This window comes from Pseudomonas sp. YuFO8, from assembly GCF_035065025.1.
Classification (GTDB): Bacteria; Pseudomonadota; Gammaproteobacteria; order Pseudomonadales; family Pseudomonadaceae; genus Aquipseudomonas; species Aquipseudomonas putida_AE.
Genome location: NZ_JAXDEQ010000019.1, coordinates 17,815 through 39,213 on the forward strand (window position 1 = coordinate 17,815; position 21,399 = coordinate 39,213).

Sequence of the window (21,399 nt, forward strand, 5' to 3'; positions counted from 1 at the left end):
AAATCCGTAAAATGGCTTCTTTTTGTGCCCAGAGGCTGCCATGTCGAAACACCTGCTCAAACCCCAGGGCAACTTCCCCGCCGTCGGCCTGGGTCGTCGCCTGGCAGCGATGTTCTATGACTTCCTGCTGTGCACCGCCCTGCTGATCGTCACCAGCGGTGTCTACAAGATGATCCAGATGGCGATCATCGGCGAAGAGAAAATGCGCACCCTCACCGAAGCGGGCGCGCTGGATGGCGATCCTCTGCTGTCGACGGTGCTGTTGTTCGTGCTGTTCGGCTTCTTCGCCAAGTTCTGGACTTACTCAGGCCAGACCCTGGGCATGCAGGTGTGGGGCGTGCGCGTACAGAATGCCGATGGCTCGTCCATCAGCCTGTGGCAGGCGCTGTTGCGCTTTGTGGTGTCGATCGCATCGTTGCTGTGCGTGGGCCTGGGGTTCTTCTGGTCGCTGTTCGACAAGCAGAAACGCAGCTGGCATGACATGTATTCCAATACCCAGCTGGTGCGGATCCCGAAGAAGACCAAATAATTTTCGGTAAGCACAAACCAATGTGGGAGCGGGCTTGCTCGCGAAGAGGGCGTGTCAGGCAACATCAATGTCGACTGATACGCCCTCTTCGCGAGCAAGCCCGCTCCCACAGTTTTATGCGACCAGCCTGATAGATATCAGGCGTTCCCGGCCAGCTTCATCCGCGCCGCCTGGGTGAAGTCGAGCATCCGCTTCAACGGCCGAATCGCCTGCGGAATCAACGCCGGATCGACAAAGATCTCGTTCGTCCCCTCCTTCAAGCTCTTGAGCGTGCGCTCAAGGGTGTTCATCGCCATCCAGGGGCAATGCGCGCAACTGCGGCATGCCGCGCCGTTACCGGCCGTTGGCGCCTCGATAAAGACCTTGTCCGGGCACAACTGCTGCATCTTGTAGAAGATACCGCGGTCGGTGGCGACAATCAGCGTCTTGTTCGGCAGGCTCTGTGCCGCTGCAATCAACTGACTGGTGGAGCCGACGGCATCCGCCAGCTCGATCACCGAGGTCGGCGACTCCGGGTGCACCAGGATCGCCGCATCTGGATACAGCGCCTTCATGTCTTCGAGCTGCTTGGACTTGAACTCTTCGTGAACGATGCAGGCACCGTCCCACAGCAGCATGTCGGCACCGGTCTGACGCTGAATGTAGGTGCCCAGGTGCTTGTCCGGCCCCCAGATGATGGTTTCGCCGTTATCCATCAGGCTTTCGACGATTTCCAGCGCACAGCTCGACGTCACCACCCAGTCCGCGCGGGCTTTGACCGCCGCCGAGGTATTGGCGTAAACCACCACCGTACGCTCCGGATGCTGGTCGCAGAACGCGGAAAACTCATCGACCGGGCAGCCTAGGTCCAGCGAGCACGTCGCTTCCAGGGTCGGCATCAGGATGCGTTTTTCGGGATTGAGGATCTTGGCCGTCTCGCCCATGAATTTTACCCCGGCGACCACCACGGTCTTGGCCGGGTGGGCGTTGCCGAAGCGAGCCATCTCAAGCGAGTCGGAGACACAGCCACCGGTTTCTTCGGCCAGGGCCTGAATAACCGGATCGCAATAGAAGTGAGCCACCAGCACCGCGTCCTGAGCCTTGAGCTCGGCGGCGATGGCAGCACGGTAATAGGCCTCCTCTTCGGCGGTCAGCGGCTTGGGCTGCTTGGCGTCGAGGTGGGCCTGGACCAGAAGGCGTTCGGAAATCTGCGTCATGTTCGCAAGACCTGCAGGCGCTTAAGCGCGAAAGTCGAGTATACACCCCAGCTCTGGACCCTTGAGGGTACCGCCGGGAGAGTGAGTAATCATCAGAGCTTTGAAGAGGCGCAAGGCTACAGAATATCCGCGGGATGCAAAAGATGATTCTGACCTGAGCCACGCAGTGCTGGCCGGGATCGGCGAACGCACAAATTGCAGGCAAAAAAAAACCCGGAAATCCTCACTTGCGTGGGCCTTCCGGATTTTCTAAACCGCCAAAAATGGTGGGTCGTGTGGGATTCGAACCTACGACCAATTGGTTAAAAGCCAACTGCTCTACCAACTGAGCTAACGACCCGCTGTGTGGTGGCGCGTATAATACTGATTTTTAAGGACTATTCAACACCTATTTTAAAAAAAATCAAAAATAACGTGTTGGGTCGCTGATTCCGGCCGCCGCGAAGCCTTCCGCTCGCTGGCGGCAGCTGCTGCACTTGCCGCAGGCACGGCCGTCATCGTCGGCCTGATAGCAGGAAACGGTCAGGCCATAATTCACCCCAAGCCTGGTACCCGCCTGAACGATCTGTGCCTTGCTGAGATGTTGCAGCGGCGCCTGAATGCGAAAACCCATCCCTTCTACACCGGCCTTGGTCGCCAGATTGGCCATGCGCTCGAAAGCCTCGATGAACTCGGGACGGCAGTCCGGATAACCGGAGTAATCCACCGCGTTGACACCGCTGAAGATGTCCCGTGCACCAAGCACTTCCGCCCAGCCCAGCGCCAGGGACAAGAACACCGTGTTACGCGCAGGCACGTAAGTCACCGGAATACCTTCAGCCGCGACTTCCGGGACGTCAATGCTGGTATCGGTCAGTGCCGAGCCGCCCATGCCGTTCAGGTTCAGCCCGATCACCTTGTGTTCGACAACACCCAGGTCTTTGGCCACACGTTCAGCGGCGTGTAACTCAGCGTGAGACCGTTGGCCGTAGTCGAAGCTCATGGTGTAGCAGCTGTAGCCTTCGGCACGCGCCATGGCCACGACGGTTGCCGAGTCCAGGCCACCGGACAAGAGGATCACCGCGCGTTTTTCAGCAGTATTGAGTGGTTCAGTCATTTCAGCGCCCCGGCTCGTCATTCCAAAGATATTTATGCAGCTGCAGTTGCAAACGCACTGGCAGGTTGTCCGCCACCACCCAGTCGGCCAGGTCTCGCGCATTGAGATCATGGTGGCTTGGCGAGAACAGGACTTCACCGGCGCGCTTGTCCAGACCGTACTGGATCAGCTTGGACACGGACCAGTCATAGTCTTCCCGCGAGCAGATGACAAACTTCACCTGATCGTTGGGCGTCAGCAGCTCGATGTTTTCGTAGCGGTTGCGATGCGCTTCCTTCGACCCCGGGGTCTTCAGGTCGACGACGCGACTGACCCGGGAATCTACCGCCGAGATATCGATCGAGCCACTGGTTTCCAGTGACACTTCGTAACCGGCATCGCACAGGCGCTTGAGCAATGGAATGGCATTGGGCTGGGCCAGGGGCTCGCCGCCCGTGACACAGACGTAGCGCGGGCGAAAGCCGGCGACCTGCTCGAGGATATCGTCGAGGGTGCGGATGGTTCCGCCGGTGAAGGCGTAGGCGCTGTCGCAGTATTGGCAACGCAGCGGGCAACCGGTCAGGCGCACAAAAACAGTGGGCAGGCCAGCAGTCCGCGTTTCACCCTGCAACGAGTAGAAAACTTCGGTAATTCTCAATGTGTCTTGCATAGTCGCCACGGGCGTAACAGCTAAACAGGCTGTCCGCCTCCGTCAGGCACTTCAAGGAACCCCGGCAATGCGCAGGCCCCAAAAAGCGTGTTTCATAAAAAGGGCGTGAATTCTAACGAAAAAACCCGCGACAAGCGCGGGTTTCTTCGAAAGGGGTCAAGCAGCCCTTACATTTTTTGCAGATCACGCTGGGCCAGCTGAGCGGCAGACGTGCCCGGATACTGGGACACAACCTGTTGCAGAATGCCTTTTACCTTGTCGGGATGACCCAGGCGGCGCTCTACGTCAGCGAGCTTGTACAGCGAGTCAGGCACTTTGGCGTGCTTGGGGTACAGCTGCGAAACCTTGGCAAAGGCCTGACCTGCACCTTGCAGATCGCCTTTGGCCAGGTTCACTTCGCCCAACCAGTACTGGGCATTGCCTGAGTACTGGCTGTTCGGGTACTTGCGCAGGAATGCGGCAAAAGCCTGGCTGGCCTTGTCGAAATCCTTAGCCTTGATCAGGTCGAAGGCAGCATCGTAATAGAGCTTTTCCTTCGCCGGATCCGCCGGCTCGCTACCCGCGGCGGGTGCTTGAGCGGCTGCCGCTCCTGCACCCGCAGCTGCGCCAGCCGCTGCTGCACCGGGGGCGTTCAAGTCGCCACCGGCAGGAGAATTCTCAGGAGTCGCGGCAGGTGCAACGCCGCTTCCTATGCGCCGATCAAGATCCTGGTATCGCTCCAGGCTTTCCTGCTTCATGCGCGCTACATCATTTTGCAGTTCTTCGATCACACCCTGTTGGCGCGAGATCTGATCCTGCATTTGTTGCAGTTGGTTGAACAGCTGGCCCTGTGCCGAGACAGGGGTCGAAACCCCTCCCCCGGCATAGGCGCCGTTCGTACCGTAACCTGCAGGCGGATTACTGCTCCCGCTATTGTTATAGCCGGAGTCGTTGTCGACCACAGGAACCGCAGCCCACGCCGCAAGCGGCGCGAGACTGAGAGCCAGGACAGTTACAGCACGACGGCACGTTCGCATGACGAATTACTTACGCAGTTCGACGCGACGGTTTTGAGCCCAGGACTGCTCGTCGTTGCCGGTAGCAACTGGACGCTCTTCGCCGTAGGAAACCAGTTCCAGCTGAGCTGGGGAAACACCCTGCAGTACCAGGTAGCGCTGAACGGCTTTCGCACGACGCTCGCCCAGTGCCATGTTGTACTCACGAGTACCACGTTCGTCGGTGTTGCCTTCCAGAACAACGCGAGCGCCGTTTGCTTTCAGGTCCTTGGCGTGAACGTCCAGAGCGCGCATGGCTTCTGGCTTCAGGTCCGAACTGTCGTATTCGAAGTAGAAAGTGGTGATAGCGCGCAGTGCAGCTTCTTCGCTCAGGGAGCCGTCAACTGCACCAGTGTTTGCGCCGTAACCAGCGTTTGGATCTACCGCGCCTTCACCGGCATTGTCGCCGCCTTTGGACGAGCAACCTACAGCTACAGCCATGGCCAGTGCCAGCGCAGCAAATTTACCAAACTTCAGCATTTCCATCGTGAAACTCCTAATGAACCCCAGTGTGTTAAGTACAACGTATAGCGCCGCGTCAGTTCAGGTAAGGGGACCAGGAAGGTTCTCTGACTTCGCCTTGAGCGGTAGGAAGCGGGAGCCTTACGCGTCCATTGATAGACACGAGCATCAAGACTCCCCGGCCCTGCTGGCGGGTGGCGTAGATTACCATGGTGCCGTTGGGCGCGACAGTAGGCGACTCGTCCAGAGTGCTATCAGTGAGGATTTTTACACTACCGCGCTGCAAATCCTGGGCCGCCACCTTGAAATTGGTGAAGCCATCCTGACGGTGAATCATGACAAGCGTCTTTTCATCAGCCGACAGTTTAGGGTTGGCGTTGTAGTTACCGACGAAAGTCACGCGCTCGGCACCGCCCCCACCCACACTGGTCTTGTAGATCTGCGGCTTGCCGCCACGATCGGACGTGAAGTAGATGGTCGAGCCATCCTTGCCCCAGAACGGTTCGGTGTTGATGCCAGGACCGTTGGTGACGCGGGTGATCTGACGCGAGCCCAGGTTCATCACATAGATGTCCGGGTTGCCGTCCTTGGACAGTACGAACGCCAGGCGATTGCCATCCGGCGACCAGGCTGGCGCGCCGTTCAGGCCTTCGAAGTTGGTGATCTGCTCACGGCGACCGGTGTCGATGTTCTGCATGAAAATGCGCGGACGCTTCTGCTCGAACGAGACGTAGGCGATACGCTTGCCATCGGGCGCGAAACGCGGCGACAGGATTGGCTCACGCGACTGCAGCAGGGTCACGGCACGGGCACCGTCATAGTCCGAACGCTGCAGCGTGTAACGGGTGTTCTTTTCGGAGAAGCGCTCGGCCGTCACGTACAGCAGGCGAGTCGAGAACGCACCCTTGATGCCGGTGAGTTTTTCGAACGACTGGTCGGCGATGTAGTGCGACATGTCGCGCAACTGATCGACGCTGCCCGACACGCTGCCGGTCAGCACTTGCTGCTCGGTGGCGACGTTGAACAGGGCGTATTGCACCTGCAGGCGACCGCCCGCCGGGGCAATGCTGCCGACCATCACGTACTGGGCGCCCAGCGCCTTGAAGTCACGGAAGATGATTTCGCTGGCCTGGCTAGGCTGGCTGATCATGTTCTGCTTTGGAATCGGCGAGTAGTAACCCGAGTTGCGCAGGTCGTTACCGATGATTTCCGCCATGTCGTCCGGCAGCACGCTGCCGCCCTGGTTGCCGAACGGCACGACCGCGATCGGGGTGGCCCGATCGCTGCCGCTGGTGACCAGAATGTTTTTCTCATCTGCCATCGCCATTCCTGCCATGCAGCAGATAGCGACAAGCATTCCTCGTAGAAGGTTTCTCACGGGGCTAAATCCTCAGGCGTGAATGTCATCTTGAATGAACGATACGGAGCAAAATCGCTCGGCTTCATTCCCTGCATTTCTGTCAAACGTCCAATATTCTTGACCGCCGCTACAGCAGACGCATCAAACGGACCGTCACCACTGGACTTGGCCACGCTGGCCGAAGTCACCGTACCGTCCGGCAACATGCCGATTTGCAGCACGACCGTCATGCCTTTGCGGGCCGAAGGTGGACGAGCCCAGCCTTCCGCTGCACGAAGACGAATCAAATCATCAAAACTGCCGGCGACTTCGTCACCGCGCTCATCGGCCAAGGCCTGCTGACGCTGCGGCGTATCGGAAAGCAAATCTGCCAGGGCCTGGGCCTTTTTGTCTTCGGCGGATTTACGCGCCGCGTCCTGCGATTTTTTCTTCGCAGCATCGGCAGCAGCTTTCTTCTTCGCTTCCTCGGCGACTTTCTTCTTCGCCTCTTCAGCTTCAGCTTTCTTCTTGGCGTCTTCGGCGGCTTTCTTCTTCGCGTCTTCGACGATCTTTTTCTTCGCTTCTTCAGCAGCCGCTTTCTTGGCCTCTTCTTCAGCAGCCTTCTTGGCTTCTTCTTCCGCTTTCTTCTTGGCTATATCAGCCAATTGTTTCTCTTCTGCCTTCTTGGCTTCGGCGGTCTTCTTCGCTTCGTCGGCTTTCTTGGCTTCATCGGCCTTCTTGGCCTCATCAGCCTTTTTCGCCTCTTCCGCTTTCTTCGACTCGTCGGCCTTCTTGGCTTCCTCGGCCTTTTGAGCCGCGTCTTCTTTCTTTTGTTCCGCAGCCTTTATCGCTTCCTGCTCGACCTTCTTCTGTTCCAACTGCTCGACTTCGGTCTGGCGTGCGGCGGATTTCTTCGCCTCACCCGCAATCTTCTGATTGGTCTGGGTGGTTGCCTGACTTTTCGATTTCAGCTGGTACAGGGTCGCCTGGACAATCGGCTTGGCCGGCGGCAACTCCGGAGTAAAGGCAAAACTGACAAACAGCATGCCGAACACCAGCACGTGCAAGCCAATCGCCCAGACACTAGGCCAGAAGTAGCTTTCCGAGGCGGACGGCTCTCGCTGTTGCTGCATCAGGGCGCCTCGGTAATCAAGCCAACATTACCGACGCCGGCTTTCTGCAACCCGCCCATGGCGCCCATGACGGAGCCGTAGTCGACAGTCTTGTCGCCGCGAATGAAGACCTGGGTGCGCTTGCCGTTATCGTTACCGGCGGCAATGATCTTGGTTACTGCACTGGTCATTTGCGGCAGGGTCATGGCCCTGTCCTGTTGCTTCTCGGTGTCGACTTCGCTGCCAAGGTTCCAGTAATAGGTCTTGTCAGCCTTGATCGAAATGGTCAGGACCTGGGTGTTGTTGTCCTGCGGCAAGGCTTCGCTGGAAACCTTGGGCAGATCAACTTTCACGCCCTGATTGAGCATCGGCGCGGTCACCATGAAGATGACCAGCAGTACCAGCATCACGTCGATGTAAGGCACTACGTTCATCTCGGCAACCGGCTTGCGCTTTTTGCGAGCTCGAGCGATTAAAGCCATCTGGAAATTACCTGCTTATTCTTCGCTGGTGTGCACTTTGCGGTGCAGGATCGCCTGGAATTCATCGGCGAAGGTGTAGTAACGGCCCAGCAAGGTTTCACTGCGAGCAGCAAAACGGTTGTAAGCGATAACGGCTGGAATGGCCGCGAACAGGCCGATCGCGGTGGCGATCAGGGCTTCGGCGATACCCGGGGCAACGGTGGCCAGGGTCGCTTGCTGGGCAGTTGCCAGGCCACGGAAGGAGTTCATGATGCCCCAGACCGTACCGAACAGACCGATATACGGGCTCACGGAACCGACAGTGGCGAGGAACGGCAGGCTCTGCTCGAGCTTTTCTTCTTCACGGGAAATGGCCACGCGCATGGCACGGGCCACGCCTTCCATGACCGCCTCGGGATCGACCCCAGGCTGCTGGCGCAGACGGGAGAATTCCTTGAAGCCGGCGCGGAAGATCTGCTCGACACCGGAATCCGGGTCCGGGTTGCTACCCGCCTGACGGTAGAGTTTGGACAGGTCGATACCCGACCAGAAGCGCTCTTCGAAGCTCTCCAGGGCGCGTCGACCGGCGCGCAGCAGATTGCTGCGCTGAAAGATCATGATCCATGAGGTCACCGATGCGGCTACCAGGGTCAGCATTACCAGTTGCACCACGATACTGGCATTGCTGACCAGGCTCCACATGGAGGAATGGTCGACGACGTTAGCTTCCACGCTTTATCTCCTGCTTTGAGTGTGTACCCGCGCCGCTCACGGCGGCAAAGGCCGCTCGTAGAGCTTCGGGAATGGCCCGGGGTTTCAAACTTTCAGTGCGCACACAGGCCACCAGAAACTGCCCTTCGCAGAGCAGTGCATCATCCGTGGCCCGCCTGACCTGCTGCTTGAAGCGCAGGCTGGCACGGTTCAATTCGATTACTTCAGCGCTTACCAGCAGCTCGTCGTCCAGTCGCGCCGGCGCGTGGTAGCGCGCTTCGCTGGAATGCACGACGAACAACAGGTCCTCACCGGCAAGCTTGGATTGGGCAAAGCCCAGCTCTCGTAGCCGCTCGGTTCGAGCCCGTTCCATAAACTTGAGGTAATTGACGTAATACACGATGCCGCCCGCATCGGTGTCCTCGTAATAAACGCGACAACGATGTGCGAAAGGCTCAAGCCCGTTTTGCGCGCGCATACTCTAGTGCTTACTCCTCGGGTTGCCAATCCGGCCAGGCAACTGTTTTTCAATGTTCTGCGGCTTTCGCGCAAAAGTACGGTCCTGGGACCACACATTGCCCGAAAAAATCAGCCCGCAAAGTTAATTAATCGTCCACGGCATCAAGGAACTCGTCTACCACGGGCATTTCGCCCAATCGTGACGGAATGTTTAATCCGAAATGCAGGTACGCATGCCGGGTCACTACCCGCCCCCGCGGCGTACGCATGATGTAGCCCTGCTGGATCAGGTACGGCTCCAGCACGTCTTCAATGGTGTGACGTTCTTCGCTGATCGCCGCGGCCAGACTATCCACCCCCACCGGCCCACCATCGAACTTCTCGATCATGGTCAGCAGCAGACGTCGGTCCTGGTGATCGAAGCCACGCTCGTCGACATCCAGCAGGTTCAGGGCCAGGTCGGCAATCGGCTTGGTGATGTGGCCTTTGGCGCGCACTTCGGCGAAATCCCTTACCCGGCGCAGCAGACGGTTGGCGATCCGCGGCGTGCCACGGGCGCGGCGAGCGATTTCGAAGGCGCCCTCCGGGTCGAGCGGCAGGCCGAGGATGTTCGCCGAACGACTGACAATCGTCGAGAGGTCGGCGGTGCTGTAGAACTCCAGGCGCTGGACGATACCGAAACGGTCACGCAACGGGTTCGTCAGCATCCCCGCCCGGGTGGTCGCACCGACCAGGGTGAACGGTGGCAGATCGAGCTTGATCGACCGCGCGGCCGGCCCTTCGCCGATCATGATGTCGAGTTGGAAATCCTCCATGGCCGGGTACAGCACTTCCTCGACAATCGGCGACAGGCGATGGATTTCATCGATGAACAGCACGTCGTGGGGCTCAAGGTTGGTCAGCAGTGCCGCCAGGTCACCTGGACGCTCGAGGACCGGGCCTGAGGTGCTCTTGATCGACACGCCCATTTCCTGGGCGATGATATTGGCCAGGGTGGTCTTGCCCAGGCCCGGCGGGCCGAAGATCAACGTGTGGTCCAGGGACTCGTTACGCCCGCGGGCAGCCTGGATGAACAACTCCATTTGCTCGCGAACGGTCGGCTGGCCAATGTACTCGGCCAGGCTGACGGGGCGTATCGCCCGGTCCTGGACTTCCTCGCGATCACGGGGGGCACCCGTGGCGGCGATCAGACGGTCAGCTTCAATCACTTAGATCATTCCCTTCAGGGCACGACGAATCAGGTCTTCGCTGCTCAAGCCTTTCTCCTTGATCGCGGAAATCGCCTTGCTGGCTTCCTGTGGCTTGTAGCCCAGGGAGATCAGCGCGCTGACCGCGTCGTTTTCGGCGCTGTTGACGGGCGCTGGCCCGTCCGGCTGGTTCGGCACCAGGGCAAACATGGCCGGCACGGTTTCCCAGGCCTTGAAGCGATCCTTGAGCTCAACCAGCAGGCGCTCGGCGGTTTTCTTGCCCACGCCCGGCACCTTGGTCAGCGCCGAGGTATCCTGGGACTGCACGCAACGCACCAGCTCGTCGACTTCCAGGCTCGACATCAGGGCCAGGGCCAGTTTCGGTCCTACACCATTGAGACGGATCAGTTCGCGAAAAAAGTCTCGCTCCCGCTTGCCGACGAAGCCATAGAGTAACTGCGCGTCTTCGCGTACGACCAGATGGGTGTGCAGCGTCAGCGGTTCACCGACCGACGGCAGGCGATAAAGCGTGGTCATGGGCACTTCAAGCTCATACCCCAGGCCATTTACATCCAGAATCAGGTGCGGCGGCTGTTTCTCAGCCAGTGTGCCGCGTAAGCGTCCAATCACGTTACAGATCCTTGAGCGTTGGCCAGCCCTGGGCCAGCGACTGAGAGAACAAGGGTTTTGCGCCGACAACCCAGGCGCATCACCCTCATTCCAGAAAAATGATTGCTGATGCTATCAGAGACGCAGGCGCCCGCCACGACTGCGTGCGGCGCCCAGGCCATGGGGCAACAGGCTGGAGCGGGTGTGCGCATGGCAAATGGCAATGGCCAGGGCGTCGGAGGCATCGATTTGCGGTTTGCTGGTCAGCTTGAGCATGTGCATGACCATCATTTGTACCTGCTCTTTGTTGGCCGCGCCGGTGCCGACGACCGCCTGCTTGACCTGGGTGGCCGTGTACTCGGCGATCTCCAGGCTTTCTTCCGCGCCAGCCACTATGGCCGCGCCACGGGCCTGCCCCAGCTTCAGGGCGGAGTCGGCATTGCGCGCCATGAACACCTTCTCGATGCCCATGGTGACAGGATGGTAGGTCTGAATGATCTCACGCACGCCGCGGTAGACAATCTGCAGGCGCTCATGCAACTCGCCGGCACCGGTACGGATGCAGCCGGAGGCCACGTACTCGCAGCCACGTCCGGTATCGCGTACCACGCCATAACCGGTAATGCGCGAACCGGGGTCGATACCAAGAATTAAAGTCATAACGCCTATAACGCTGATGCGAGTATCCGAGGAAATTGTAGGAGCTGGCTTGCCAGCGAAGGCGGCCTCAAGACTTGCAAAAGTTCAAGGGCCTCTTCGCTGGCAAGCCAGCTCCTACAATGAGGGCGTAGCATTCAGCTTAGTTGTGCGGCGACCGACTCTGGAATGTCCGCATTGGAGTAGACGTTCTGCACATCATCCAGGTCTTCGAGCATGTCGATCAGCTTGAGAACTTTCTCGGCGCCTTCCAGGTCCAGCTCGGCGCTGGTGGTCGGCAGCATGACGATTTCCGCGTCATCGCCCTTGAACCCAGCCGCTTCCAGCGCGTTGCGCACCGCGTAGAATCCGGTGAACGAGGTGAACACGTCGATAGAGCCGTCTTCGTGGCTGACCACGTCATCGGCGTCGGCTTCCAGGGCCGCTTCGGTCAAGGCATCTTCATCGACGCCTGGCGCAAAGCTGATTTGCCCCTTGCGTTCGAAAAGATAGGCCACAGAACCGTCGGTGCCGAGGTTGCCGCCACACTTGCTGAACGCATGGCGAACTGCCGCCGCGGTACGGTTGCGGTTGTCGGTCATGCACTCGACCATCACCGCCACGCCGCCGGGGCCGTAACCTTCGTAGGTCAGCTCTTCGACGTTGTCGGCTTCGGTCGCACCGGCGCCACGGGCAATGGCGCGATCGATGATGTCGCGGCTCATGTTCGCCCCAAGGGCCTTGTCCAGCGCCAGGCGCAGACGCGGATTCGAGCCCGGCTCGCCACCACCCTGACGGGCCGCGACGGTCAGCTCACGAATCCACTTGGTGAAGATCTTGCCTCTCTTGGCATCCTGACGTTCTTTGCGGTGCTTGATGTTCGCCCACTTGGAATGACCTGCCATAACTCGCTCCGAATTCTCTTTGAAACATTGCCCGCCACGCTGCATCGCGCCGGCCGGCAAACAAAAATCTTGAACTGCTTTATGTATGAAGAAAGGGCGCATCCGCAGATGCGCCCTTCTGAGCCTTACTCAGCCTTGGGCGTTTCGCGCAAACGAATGTGCAGTTCGCGCAATGCCTTGGCATCGACCTGGCCCGGCGCCTGAGTCATGACGTCCGCCGCGCTCTGGGTTTTCGGGAAGGCGATCACTTCACGGATCGACTGGGCGCCGGTCATCAGCATCACCAGACGGTCGAGACCGAAAGCCAGGCCACCGTGCGGCGGCGCACCGTATTTCAGGGCGTCGAGCAGGAAGCCGAATTTCTCTTCCTGTTCCGCTTCGTTGATGCCCAACAGACGGAACACCGACTGCTGCATCTCTTTACGGTGGATACGGATCGAACCGCCACCCAGCTCGGTACCGTTCAAGACCATGTCGTAGGCGCGGGACAGAGCGCCAGCCGGGTTGGCTTCCAGCTCTGCCGGGGTGCACTTCGGCGCGGTGAACGGGTGGTGCAAGGCGGTGAAGCTGCCGTCGTCGTTTTCTTCGAACATCGGGAAGTCGACGACCCACATTGGCGCCCACTTGCAGGTCAGCAGCTCCAGGTCGTGGCCCAGCTTGATCCGCAGCGCGCCCAGGGCTTCGCTGACGATCTTGGCTTTGTCGGCACCGAAGAACACGATATCGCCGTCGACCGCACCGACGCGATCGAGGATCACGTTGAGGTTGGCCTCAGGAATGTTCTTCACGATTGGCGACTGCAGGCCCTCGACGCCTTTGGCGCGCTCGTTGACCTTGATGTACGCCAGGCCCTTGGCACCGTAGATGCCGACGAACTTGGTGTAATCGTCGATCTGCTTGCGCGGCATGCTCGCCCCGCCTGGAACGCGCAGGGCGGCAATGCGGCATTTAGGGTCGTTGGCCGGGCCGCTGAACACCTTGAAGTCGACTTCCTTGAGCTGGTCGGCAACGTCGACCAGTTCCAGCGGGTTACGCAGGTCCGGCTTGTCGGAACCGTAGCGGCGCATGGCCTCTTCGAAGGTCATGTGCGGGAACTCGCCGAATTCCAGGCCCAGCACTTCCTTGAACAGGTTGCGGATCATTTGCTCGGTCAGGCCCATGATCTCTTTTTCATCGAGGAAGCTGGTCTCGATGTCGATCTGGGTGAATTCCGGCTGGCGATCGGCACGCAGGTCTTCGTCGCGGAAGCACTTGGCGATCTGGTAGTAACGGTCGAAACCGGCGACCATCAGCAGTTGCTTGAACAGCTGCGGCGATTGCGGCAAGGCGAAGAACGAGCCGGCGTGGGTACGGCTAGGGACCAGGTAGTCGCGAGCACCTTCAGGGGTGGCACGGGTCAGGATCGGCGTTTCGACGTCGAGGAAGCCGTTCTCGTCGAGGAAGCGACGGATGCTGGTGGTCATGCGCGAACGCAGGCGCAGCTTTTCGGCCATTTCCGGACGACGCAGGTCGAGGAAGCGATAGCGCAGGCGGGTTTCTTCGCCGACGTCGGAGAACTCGTTCAGCGGGAACGGCGGGGTTTCCGACTCATTCAGCACTTCCAGTTCATAGCCCAGGACTTCGATCATGCCAGACGCCATGTTGGCGTTGGTGGCACCGGCCGGACGCAGGCGAACCTTGCCGGTGATCTTCACGACGTACTCGCTGCGCACGCGATCGGCGGCGGCAAAGGATTCAGCGCGGTCCGGATCGAACACCACTTGGGCCAGACCGTCACGATCACGGATATCGAGGAAAATCACCCCACCGTGGTCACGACGACGGTGGACCCATCCGCAAAGGGTAATTTCCTGGCCTTCCAGGCTTTCGTTCAGTTGGCCGCAATAATGGCTGCGCATCATGGTAGTGGTTTCACTTCTCGTAATTCGACATTCGGTTGGAGAGCTCGCGTCGATCCGCTGACGGAAGACGCAAGAACTCGCGCGTGTGGTTCAACTCAGGTCCGCAACCCTAGTCAGCTTTGTCGCCGCCGGCCAGGTTCTTCTTGGAACCGGTCTTGAAATCGGTCTCGTACCAGCCGGTGCCGCTGAGGCGGAAACCTGGCATGGACAGCATCTTCTTAAGCTCTGGCGCCTGGCACGCAGGGCAGTCGACCAACGGTGCATCGCTGATCTTTTGAATGGCTTCCAACTGATGACCACAGGAAGCACATTGGTAATCGTACATCGGCATGGGGGTTGTCTCGGCGATCAGATTGCTACCGCGCACGCTGGGTTTTGCGGCAAAGAGCGGGATTATATCCATTAAATGCAGCCTGTGCAGCCGTAAGACTGCACAGATCGACACGTTGCTCCTTCATTCATCCGGTTCAAGCCATGACCGGGTAACGCCCTTCCTTGCGGCTGTGGACAACACAGACCACCCGCACCAGCCCGCTGAAATTTCTCACCCCACCATGACGCAAATGCACTTCGCGATCGACATGGGACAGCAGCGCGCTGACCGAACAGCAATTGACCCTGGCCATGTCGCCCAAGATATCCCAATACACCTGTTCAAGCCGCAAACAGGTGGCAAAGCCATTCAATCGCACCGATCGCGATTGCGGCCGGGCCAGTCCCATATCGAACTCACTGACAAATGGGTCGATTCTTATATCCCTGGCCGAACCGATCCGCCCATCGTCTCTTGCGCCTTCATATTGCATATCGCTGACACTCCTTTGCCATGTGCGGTTTCCATAAAAGCAATTGCATGCCTATAAAAACGTGAGGGCAAAGTTATAGCCAGATGACTTTAGGACCGTCCGCGTAGGATAAGCCAACAACTGAAGGCGGATAAGGGAGAGGGTCCTAGTCGAGCGCTTTTCCCACAGCTACAAGCGAAAAATCGCTCAATCGACAGGGCGTCTATCCGAAGAAAGGCAGCGCGCGAACAACAGTGCCATCCACGCGCTGGCGTATCACTGATCCAGCAGTGCGCGGAGCATCCACGCGGTTTTCTCGTGGACCTGCATGCGCTGGGTCAGCAGGTCAGCCGTAGGTTCGTCGCTGACCTTATCCAGCAGCGGGAAGATCCCCCGGGCGGTACGCGTGACAGCCTCCTGGCCCGCCACCAGTTGCCTGATCATGTCTTCGGCAGCAGGCACACCCTCTTCTTCCTTGATTGAGGACAGGCGCGCATAAACGGAATAGGCACCCGGCGCCGGAAATCCGAGCGCGCGAATGCGCTCGGCAATCGAATCGACCGCCAAAGCCAACTCGTTGTATTGCTCCTCGAACATCAAATGCAGGGTGCGGAACATGGGACCCGTCACGTTCCAATGGAAGTTATGGGTCTTCAGGTAAAGCACATAGGTGTCCGACAGCAGCCGCGAAAGTCCGTCGACGATGGACTTGCGGTCCTCTTCACTGATACCGATATCGATTGCCATGTTTTTCCCCTAAAGGTGATGAAGTTCATCCAACAGGTGCAGGACCACTCTAGCAAGCCTGTCGCCAGGCTGCAGCCCGGAGGTCCTGCCATGCGCCGGCAAGAGGCCCCGATGCACCGCTGGACTCCTTGATTTGAGTAGGCTGCAGCTTTGCTGTTAAATAGGCAGCGTGTCGTCAGTGCCTATTTTTTCGGGCGCGGCGCATAGGCTGATACCGGGTACGTGTCCACCGCCTCTTATTTATTCCGAAGCGAACCGTGCGCCATCAGCTCTTCCTTGTGAGCTGTCTTAACGTGAGTTAATCAAAATGTTGAAAATCGTCCACCTGCTGATAGGCGCAGCGGCTTTGCTGCTGTCCTTCATCCCTAGCCTGCGATCCGAAGCCTTACCGTACCTGCAACAACCCGAAGCGCTTTACCTGGCCTTTTTCGGCCTGCTCAACCTGACGCTTGCCCCGGTTATCCCTTACTGGAACAAAGGCCCGCGCCATCAACTGCAGAATCTGGTCAGCGCCCTGCTGGTGCTGGCTGTCGCACTGCAAACCGTGACACTGATCGCGGAGATGCCGGTCATTGCCGGTCAGCCTGCCGTGCTGTTCAGCCTGGTCGCAGCCTTTATCGCTGTTGCCCTGCACCTGGCCATCAGCTTCTACAAATCGTCACCGGCCGCCGCTTCGCCAAGCTATGACATGAGCAACCGCGATACCGGGACCGTCAAGTGGTTCAACACCTCCAAAGGCTTCGGCTTTATTTCCCGCGACTCCGGCGATGATATTTTCGTGCACTTCCGGGCCATTCGCGGTGAAGGCCATCGCGTTCTGGTCGAAGGTCAGCGCGTCGAGTTCTCCGTCATGAATCGTGACAAAGGCCTGCAAGCCGAAGACGTCATCGCCGCCCTGCCGCGTCGCTGATAGAAAGGCAATAAAAAAACCGCGAACATGTTCGCGGTTTTTTATTGCCTGCACTTTCAGTTAAAGGGCCGCGGCGCTCAATAATGCGGTGGCGGCGCTTCTTCTTCAAAAGACTCGAACTGGCCGACCATTTCCTCTTGCCGCTTGAGCAGCGCGGCCATCTGCAGCTGCAGGCGTTCGACCACCCGCTGCTGCGCCACCAGGACATCATTCAATGCCTGGATGGTGTCATCCTGAAACGCCAGTCGGCTTTCAAGGTCGGTTACGCGCTCTTCGAGGCTCATGGCTCAACCCTCCAAAAACTTGAAATCATCGGTCAACACCAGGCGCAGCCGTTCGCGAATCGCCGCGACCTGCTCTGCACTGTAGGGCCTGGCCGGATGCTTGCCCCAGACCGGCGCCGGCCAGGCCGCGTCTTCACGCTTGCGCACGATCACATGCATGTGCAACTGGCTGACCACGTTGCCCAGGGCAGCGACGTTCAGCTTGTCCGCGTCGAACGAGTCCTTGAGCAGCTCTGACAACGCGGTCGTTTCCTGCCACAGCTGCTGCTGATCGGCGACACTCAACTGAAATATCTCACTGATATCGTCCCTGCGTGGCACCAGGATGAACCAGGGGTAGTTCGAGTCATTGGACAACAGCAACCGACAAAGCGGGAAATCACCGATCGGTAGTGTGTCTTGTTGAAGTCGTGGATCTAAAGCGAACACTGCGCGTACTCCCGTCAGGTCATCATTTTTCAGCTTAGCGCCCATCCAGAGAGATCGTACGCCAGGCCACCGGACGGCAGCATACCCTGCCGGCTTCACGGCGAACCACTGCCTGGACCACTCGAGGACCTACAAAGGGCTCAAGCCCGCCCCGAGATGAGACATTTTCTGCGAAAACGCACCAACACCGAACCAGACAGCTGATAAAAAACGCCGAAATGACCAGAAAACCAAGGCCTGTTCACGCCACGCAAATTGCCCGACTGTGTGAATTCAGCACAGTCATAAAAATTTTTTGCACCAAAACCGCACAGCGCGTCTACGCTGAGTGCTTCGCATATCCGCCAATTACTCACTGGCGGGGTGAACCGGTAACGCTTTTGCATGTCAGGCGACTCAACAGGAGGCTGAAACACGATGCCAACCATGGCGTCAAGCCCGAAGAAAAGAAGCATGAACCCCCCGGTTTCATGAGGTTTTTACCGCATCAGGCAGCCTGTCAGAAAAAAACATCGGTGGAGTTCTGATTTGTGCACGCTTGTTGCATTGTTACCCACATCGTCTATAAGGCACCGCGGGAAGCGGGCAGCCTGAAGACCAAAAAAACAGTGGCAGGGTAGCCCGATGGAGATTCAAACGTTTCACCAGGGACTCTTTTTATCGATGCGCCAGCCCAGAAAAACAGCATTAAAAGTTGTCAGTCCGGTTGCATCGGGGCTGTAAATTTGCGACATCTAGCTAGCCGTTTACGACAGGGTCGTAAAGAAGCTGAAAGGTTAGATGCGCAAGTATCGCCAACATTGTCGGCGTGATATAAGTTTGCGCCGACACAAAAAGAAAGAGCCGCCCAGATAATAAAACAGGTGGAGCGGCAGTACTCTTCTAAAAACCAAAGGAGCAAATCACGATGCGCGTGATGAAGTGGAGCATGATCGCACTGGCTGTTGCAGCAGGCACCTCGCAGTTCGCAATGGCGTCCTCCCAGGACGAATCCAAGGGTTTCCTGGAAGATTCGAGCCTGAAACTCAAAACCCGTTTTGAGTACATGAACCGCGACTACAAGAATGGTGCAAGCAACCCTAGTTCCGGTACTGCCGGCTACCGTCAGGATTCCGGTCTGAGCCAATTGCTCACCTACGAATCGGGCTTCACTCAAGGTATTGTTGGTTTCGGCCTCGACGCCATGGCCATGGGTTCGGTCAAAACGGACGGCGGCTCGGGCAAGCGCGGTAACGGCCTGTTCGCCAACGACAGCGAAGGCAACCCGGAAAAATCCCAGGGCAAGGTAGGCGGTGCAGTGAAACTGCGTCTGTCCGACACCACCCTGAAATATGGCCAGCAATTCGTTGCCAGCCCTGTATTCGCTACTGACGACAGCCGTCTGCTGCCAGAAGTCGCTACCGGTACCCTGCTGACTTCCAAGGAAATCAAAGGCCTGGAAGTGAGCGCTGGTCGCTTCACCGCGCTGAGCAAGCAAACCGGTATGGCCCGTGACAGCATCGGCGGCCTGCCAGATGAAGACGGTTTCCACTCCAAAGGCCTGAGCGACGGCATCAACATCTTCGGTGCCAGCTACGCCTTCACCGACAACTTCACCGCTGCCGTGGCTGCGTCGGATGCTGAAGAGTACTTCAAGAAGTACTACGTCAACATGAACCTGACCGTGCCGATCAACGACGACCAGTCGCTGAACTTCGACCTCAACGGTTACAAAACCAAGGGCGACAAGCGCGGCGACCTGGTTGACGCCATTGGCGACGGCACCCTGGGCGTGGACAACAACCTGTGGTCCCTGGCAGCTGCCTACAGCCTGGGCGCTCACAAGTTCACCCTGGCCTACCAGCAGTCCAGCGGCGACAACGCTTACTACTACGGCGTTGACGGCAACAGCACCATCTTCGTATCCAACTCCATTCAGATCTCCGACTTCGTGGGCCGCGAGGAGAAATCCTACCAAGCTCGCTACGACCTGAACATGGCGACCTACGGCGTTCCTGGCCTGAGCTTCATGACCCGTTACGTAATGGGTGACAACATCAAGACCAACGGTCTGGGTGAAGGTAAGGAAAACGAGTGGAACCTGGAGTCCAAGTACGTCGTACAGGAAGGTCCAGCAAAAGACCTGTCGTTCCGTGCGCGTTTCGCCAACTACCGTTCGAACGGTGCGTACAGTGGCTACTCGTCTGACGTCTACGACACCCGTCTGATCATCGAGTACCCGCTGAGCATCCTGTAATCAGGGTGTAACACCGCAACTCTGTAGATCAAAAACCGCTCACCTCTTCCGGTGGGCGGTTTTTTTATGCCTGCCACATAACAAACACTGCAGCAAGCAACTTGCGAGCATAACGTTAATACTTTTTTCAATGAACCGATCAATAGTCACAAAAAAACCCAAGAGACTATAAGCCTCTTGGGTTTACGCAGTAACAAATAGACTTACTGTACCGACGCTTCCTGAACCACGCGAACTACACGCTGGGGAAATGGAATGTCAATACCCGCCGTCTTCAAACGATCACGGGACTGTTCGTTAAACATGAACATCACGTCCCAGTAATCCGCTGTTTTCACCCAGACCCGCAGGGAAACAGTGATCGAACTGTCACCCAGGGTCGAAATCACTGCCTGAGGCTCCGGATCGGCCAACACTCGCGGATCCTTGGCCAGCTCGAGCAAGACTTCACGGGCCTTTTGCAAATCCGCTTCGTAATCGACACCCACATCAAACACCACCTTGCGGGTCGGTTGACGGTTGGTGTTGGTGATGATGCCGTTAGACAGGTTGCCGTTAGGCACGATGATGGTCTTGTTGTCGCCGGTGCGCAGCACGGTATGGAAGATCTGGATGCTGTCGACGGTGCCGGCAACCCCCTGGGCTTCGATCCAGTCACCGATACGGAACGGACGGAACAGCAAGATCAGCACACCGCCGGCGAAGTTCGCCAGGCTGCCCTGCAACGCCAGGCCGATGGCCAGGCCTGCCGCACCGATCGCCGCCACGAACGAGGTGGTTTCCACACCGATCATCGACGCCACGCTGACAACCAGCAGGATCTTGAGAATGATGTTCGCCAGGCTGCTGATAAACCCTTGCAGGGCAAGGTCAGCATTACGCAGGGCGATCAGGCCGCCGAGCTTTTGCGTGACCTTGTTGATCAGCCACCAGCCGATAGCCAGGGTGATCACCGCCAAGAGCACACGGCTGCCGTATTCCATGATCATCGGGATCCAGGACTGCGACACCCTGACCAGGTTGTCTACTTCAGCATTCAAATCCATCTTGGTTCTCCTGATGTGCGGCTACGCGGCACACGAAAAATAAAGCGGCAGAAAGACCGAACCCTATCCGGATCAATCGTTTCTGCCGTTGCTTGGGCCTCGGACGCCGAAAACGCCAAGAGGTTCCCGCCCAAAGTCAGTCGCGGAAGTTGTTGAACTGCAGCGGCATGCCGAATTCCTTGGCGCGCAACACAGCGATGGCTTCCTGCAGGTCGTCACGCTTCTTGCCGGTGATGCGCACTTGCTCGCCCTGGATGGCCGCCTGGACCTTGAGCTTGGCGTCCTTGACGTGAGCGACGATTTTCTTCGCCAGCTCCTTGTCGATGCCTTCCTTGAGCACAGCGTCCTGCTTCATCAACTTGCCCGATGCGAACGCGTCCTTGACCTCAAGGCACTGCACATCGATCTTGCGCTTGACCAGGGCCAGCTTGAGGATCTCAATCATCGCTTCGAGCTGGAAATCCGCTTCGGCGGTCAGGTTGACGGTCAGGTCCTTTTCCTTGAACTCGAAGCTGCCTTTGCCTTTCAGGTCATAACGACGATCGAGTTCCTTGACGGCGTTCTCGACCGCGTTGGTGACTTCGTGTTTGTCCAGTTCGGATACCACGTCGAACGACGGCATGTAATCTCTCCAATAAATAGGGCACGCTCAATCAAGAGGGAGCACGCCTGGCTT

Annotated in this window: 26 protein-coding genes and 1 tRNA gene; 3 read left to right on the forward strand and 24 right to left on the reverse strand. The window is 58.3% G+C overall.

Annotated features, from left to right (window positions below):
- Window positions 1-40 precede the first annotated feature (40 nt).
- A complete protein-coding gene (locus tag SOP95_RS17915) occupies window positions 41-529 on the forward strand; it encodes an RDD family protein (protein ID WP_323607804.1) in 489 nt (162 codons plus the stop codon).
- A gap of 137 nt (window positions 530-666) precedes the next feature.
- On the opposite strand, the gene nadA is transcribed toward SOP95_RS17915, so the two are convergent.
- The 19 genes from nadA to SOP95_RS18010 form a co-directional block, all read right to left on the reverse strand.
- The gene (gene nadA, locus SOP95_RS17920; protein ID WP_192410366.1) at window positions 667-1,725 is read right to left on the reverse strand and encodes a quinolinate synthase NadA; all 1,059 of its coding nucleotides are present in this window, start codon (window positions 1,723-1,725) and stop codon (window positions 667-669) included.
- A gap of 264 nt (window positions 1,726-1,989) precedes the next feature.
- A tRNA-Lys gene (locus SOP95_RS17925) sits at window positions 1,990-2,065 on the reverse strand.
- 63 nt (window positions 2,066-2,128) lie between these two features.
- A complete protein-coding gene (gene queC, locus SOP95_RS17930; RefSeq protein WP_274074370.1) occupies window positions 2,129-2,821 on the reverse strand; it encodes a 7-cyano-7-deazaguanine synthase QueC in 693 nt (230 codons plus the stop codon).
- Between the two features lies 1 nt (window position 2,822).
- Entirely contained in the window at window positions 2,823-3,470 is a 648-nt protein-coding gene (gene queE / locus SOP95_RS17935; RefSeq protein WP_056726033.1) for a 7-carboxy-7-deazaguanine synthase QueE, read from the reverse strand.
- A 167-nt stretch (window positions 3,471-3,637) separates the two neighbouring features.
- A complete protein-coding gene (gene ybgF, locus SOP95_RS17940; RefSeq protein WP_274074368.1) occupies window positions 3,638-4,486 on the reverse strand; it encodes a tol-pal system protein YbgF in 849 nt (282 codons plus the stop codon).
- Between the two features lie 6 nt (window positions 4,487-4,492).
- Window positions 4,493-4,990: a peptidoglycan-associated lipoprotein Pal gene (gene pal, locus SOP95_RS17945; RefSeq protein WP_003178634.1), complete on the reverse strand. Its 498-nt coding sequence runs from the start codon at window positions 4,988-4,990 to the stop codon at window positions 4,493-4,495.
- 52 nt (window positions 4,991-5,042) lie between these two features.
- The gene (tolB, locus tag SOP95_RS17950; RefSeq protein ID WP_406592123.1) at window positions 5,043-6,323 is read right to left on the reverse strand and encodes a Tol-Pal system beta propeller repeat protein TolB; all 1,281 of its coding nucleotides are present in this window, start codon (window positions 6,321-6,323) and stop codon (window positions 5,043-5,045) included.
- A gap of 17 nt (window positions 6,324-6,340) precedes the next feature.
- Window positions 6,341-7,438: a cell envelope integrity protein TolA gene (gene tolA / locus SOP95_RS17955; RefSeq protein WP_274074366.1), complete on the reverse strand. Its 1,098-nt coding sequence runs from the start codon at window positions 7,436-7,438 to the stop codon at window positions 6,341-6,343.
- Window positions 7,438-7,890: a protein TolR gene (tolR, locus tag SOP95_RS17960; protein ID WP_162279067.1), complete on the reverse strand. Its 453-nt coding sequence runs from the start codon at window positions 7,888-7,890 to the stop codon at window positions 7,438-7,440. The genes tolA and tolR overlap by 1 nt, the downstream gene beginning before the upstream one ends.
- 24 nt (window positions 7,891-7,914) lie before the next feature.
- The gene (gene tolQ / locus SOP95_RS17965; RefSeq protein WP_007995636.1) at window positions 7,915-8,610 is read right to left on the reverse strand and encodes a protein TolQ; all 696 of its coding nucleotides are present in this window, start codon (window positions 8,608-8,610) and stop codon (window positions 7,915-7,917) included.
- The gene (ybgC, locus tag SOP95_RS17970; RefSeq protein ID WP_274074365.1) at window positions 8,600-9,067 is read right to left on the reverse strand and encodes a tol-pal system-associated acyl-CoA thioesterase; all 468 of its coding nucleotides are present in this window, start codon (window positions 9,065-9,067) and stop codon (window positions 8,600-8,602) included. Before ybgC ends, tolQ begins: the two co-directional genes overlap by 11 nt.
- Window positions 9,068-9,194: 127 nt before the next feature.
- A complete protein-coding gene (ruvB, locus tag SOP95_RS17975) occupies window positions 9,195-10,256 on the reverse strand; it encodes a Holliday junction branch migration DNA helicase RuvB (protein WP_046818807.1) in 1,062 nt (353 codons plus the stop codon).
- Window positions 10,257-10,865: a Holliday junction branch migration protein RuvA gene (gene ruvA / locus SOP95_RS17980; RefSeq protein WP_046818808.1), complete on the reverse strand. Its 609-nt coding sequence runs from the start codon at window positions 10,863-10,865 to the stop codon at window positions 10,257-10,259.
- Window positions 10,866-10,979: 114 nt separating this feature from the next.
- Window positions 10,980-11,504, reverse strand: coding sequence for a crossover junction endodeoxyribonuclease RuvC (gene ruvC, locus SOP95_RS17985; RefSeq protein WP_008015799.1), 525 nt, complete (start codon window positions 11,502-11,504; stop codon window positions 10,980-10,982).
- Window positions 11,505-11,638: 134 nt separating this feature from the next.
- Complete coding sequence (locus SOP95_RS17990) at window positions 11,639-12,385, reverse strand: YebC/PmpR family DNA-binding transcriptional regulator (protein ID WP_323607805.1); 747 nt, start codon at window positions 12,383-12,385, stop codon at window positions 11,639-11,641.
- Window positions 12,386-12,510: 125 nt separating this feature from the next.
- Window positions 12,511-14,286 carry an aspartate--tRNA ligase gene (gene aspS, locus SOP95_RS17995; protein ID WP_274074363.1) on the reverse strand — a complete coding sequence of 592 codons (1,776 nt, stop codon included), beginning with the start codon at window positions 14,284-14,286 and terminating at the stop codon, window positions 12,511-12,513.
- A gap of 109 nt (window positions 14,287-14,395) precedes the next feature.
- A complete protein-coding gene (locus SOP95_RS18000; protein ID WP_007977333.1) occupies window positions 14,396-14,617 on the reverse strand; it encodes an FmdB family zinc ribbon protein in 222 nt (73 codons plus the stop codon).
- A 136-nt stretch (window positions 14,618-14,753) separates the two neighbouring features.
- The gene (locus SOP95_RS18005; RefSeq protein WP_323607806.1) at window positions 14,754-15,092 is read right to left on the reverse strand and encodes a ribbon-helix-helix domain-containing protein; all 339 of its coding nucleotides are present in this window, start codon (window positions 15,090-15,092) and stop codon (window positions 14,754-14,756) included.
- A 255-nt stretch (window positions 15,093-15,347) separates the two neighbouring features.
- Window positions 15,348-15,818, reverse strand: a complete 471-nt coding sequence (locus SOP95_RS18010) for a Dps family protein (RefSeq protein ID WP_180205182.1) — start codon at window positions 15,816-15,818, stop codon at window positions 15,348-15,350.
- A 307-nt stretch (window positions 15,819-16,125) separates the two neighbouring features.
- Between SOP95_RS18010 and SOP95_RS18015 the strand changes: the two genes are divergently transcribed.
- Window positions 16,126-16,728 carry a cold-shock protein gene (locus SOP95_RS18015; protein ID WP_274074361.1) on the forward strand — a complete coding sequence of 201 codons (603 nt, stop codon included), beginning with the start codon at window positions 16,126-16,128 and terminating at the stop codon, window positions 16,726-16,728.
- Window positions 16,729-16,805: 77 nt separating this feature from the next.
- Here the strand turns inward: SOP95_RS18015 and SOP95_RS18020 are convergent, their stop codons facing one another.
- The 3 genes from SOP95_RS18020 to SOP95_RS18030 all read right to left on the reverse strand — a co-directional run bounded on the left by SOP95_RS18020 (window position 16,806) and on the right by SOP95_RS18030 (window position 17,896).
- Window positions 16,806-17,012 (reverse strand): SlyX family protein, encoded by a 207-nt coding sequence (locus SOP95_RS18020; RefSeq protein WP_007977339.1) that lies wholly within the window; start codon window positions 17,010-17,012, stop codon window positions 16,806-16,808.
- A gap of 3 nt (window positions 17,013-17,015) precedes the next feature.
- Window positions 17,016-17,441 (reverse strand): HIT domain-containing protein, encoded by a 426-nt coding sequence (locus tag SOP95_RS18025; RefSeq protein WP_323607807.1) that lies wholly within the window; start codon window positions 17,439-17,441, stop codon window positions 17,016-17,018.
- 140 nt (window positions 17,442-17,581) lie between these two features.
- Window positions 17,582-17,896 (reverse strand): hypothetical protein, encoded by a 315-nt coding sequence (locus tag SOP95_RS18030; protein ID WP_323607808.1) that lies wholly within the window; start codon window positions 17,894-17,896, stop codon window positions 17,582-17,584.
- A gap of 452 nt (window positions 17,897-18,348) precedes the next feature.
- Here SOP95_RS18030 and SOP95_RS18035 point away from each other — a divergent pair, with 452 nt between their 5' ends.
- On the forward strand, window positions 18,349-19,677 hold the full coding sequence (locus SOP95_RS18035) for an OprD family porin (RefSeq protein ID WP_323607810.1): 1,329 nt from the start codon (window positions 18,349-18,351) through the stop codon (window positions 19,675-19,677).
- Window positions 19,678-19,880: 203 nt separating this feature from the next.
- On the opposite strand, the gene SOP95_RS18040 is transcribed toward SOP95_RS18035, so the two are convergent.
- Window positions 19,881-20,723: a mechanosensitive ion channel family protein gene (locus SOP95_RS18040; RefSeq protein WP_274074357.1), complete on the reverse strand. Its 843-nt coding sequence runs from the start codon at window positions 20,721-20,723 to the stop codon at window positions 19,881-19,883.
- Between the two features lie 136 nt (window positions 20,724-20,859).
- Entirely contained in the window at window positions 20,860-21,345 is a 486-nt protein-coding gene (locus SOP95_RS18045; protein WP_007990750.1) for a YajQ family cyclic di-GMP-binding protein, read from the reverse strand.
- Window positions 21,346-21,399 lie beyond the last annotated feature (54 nt).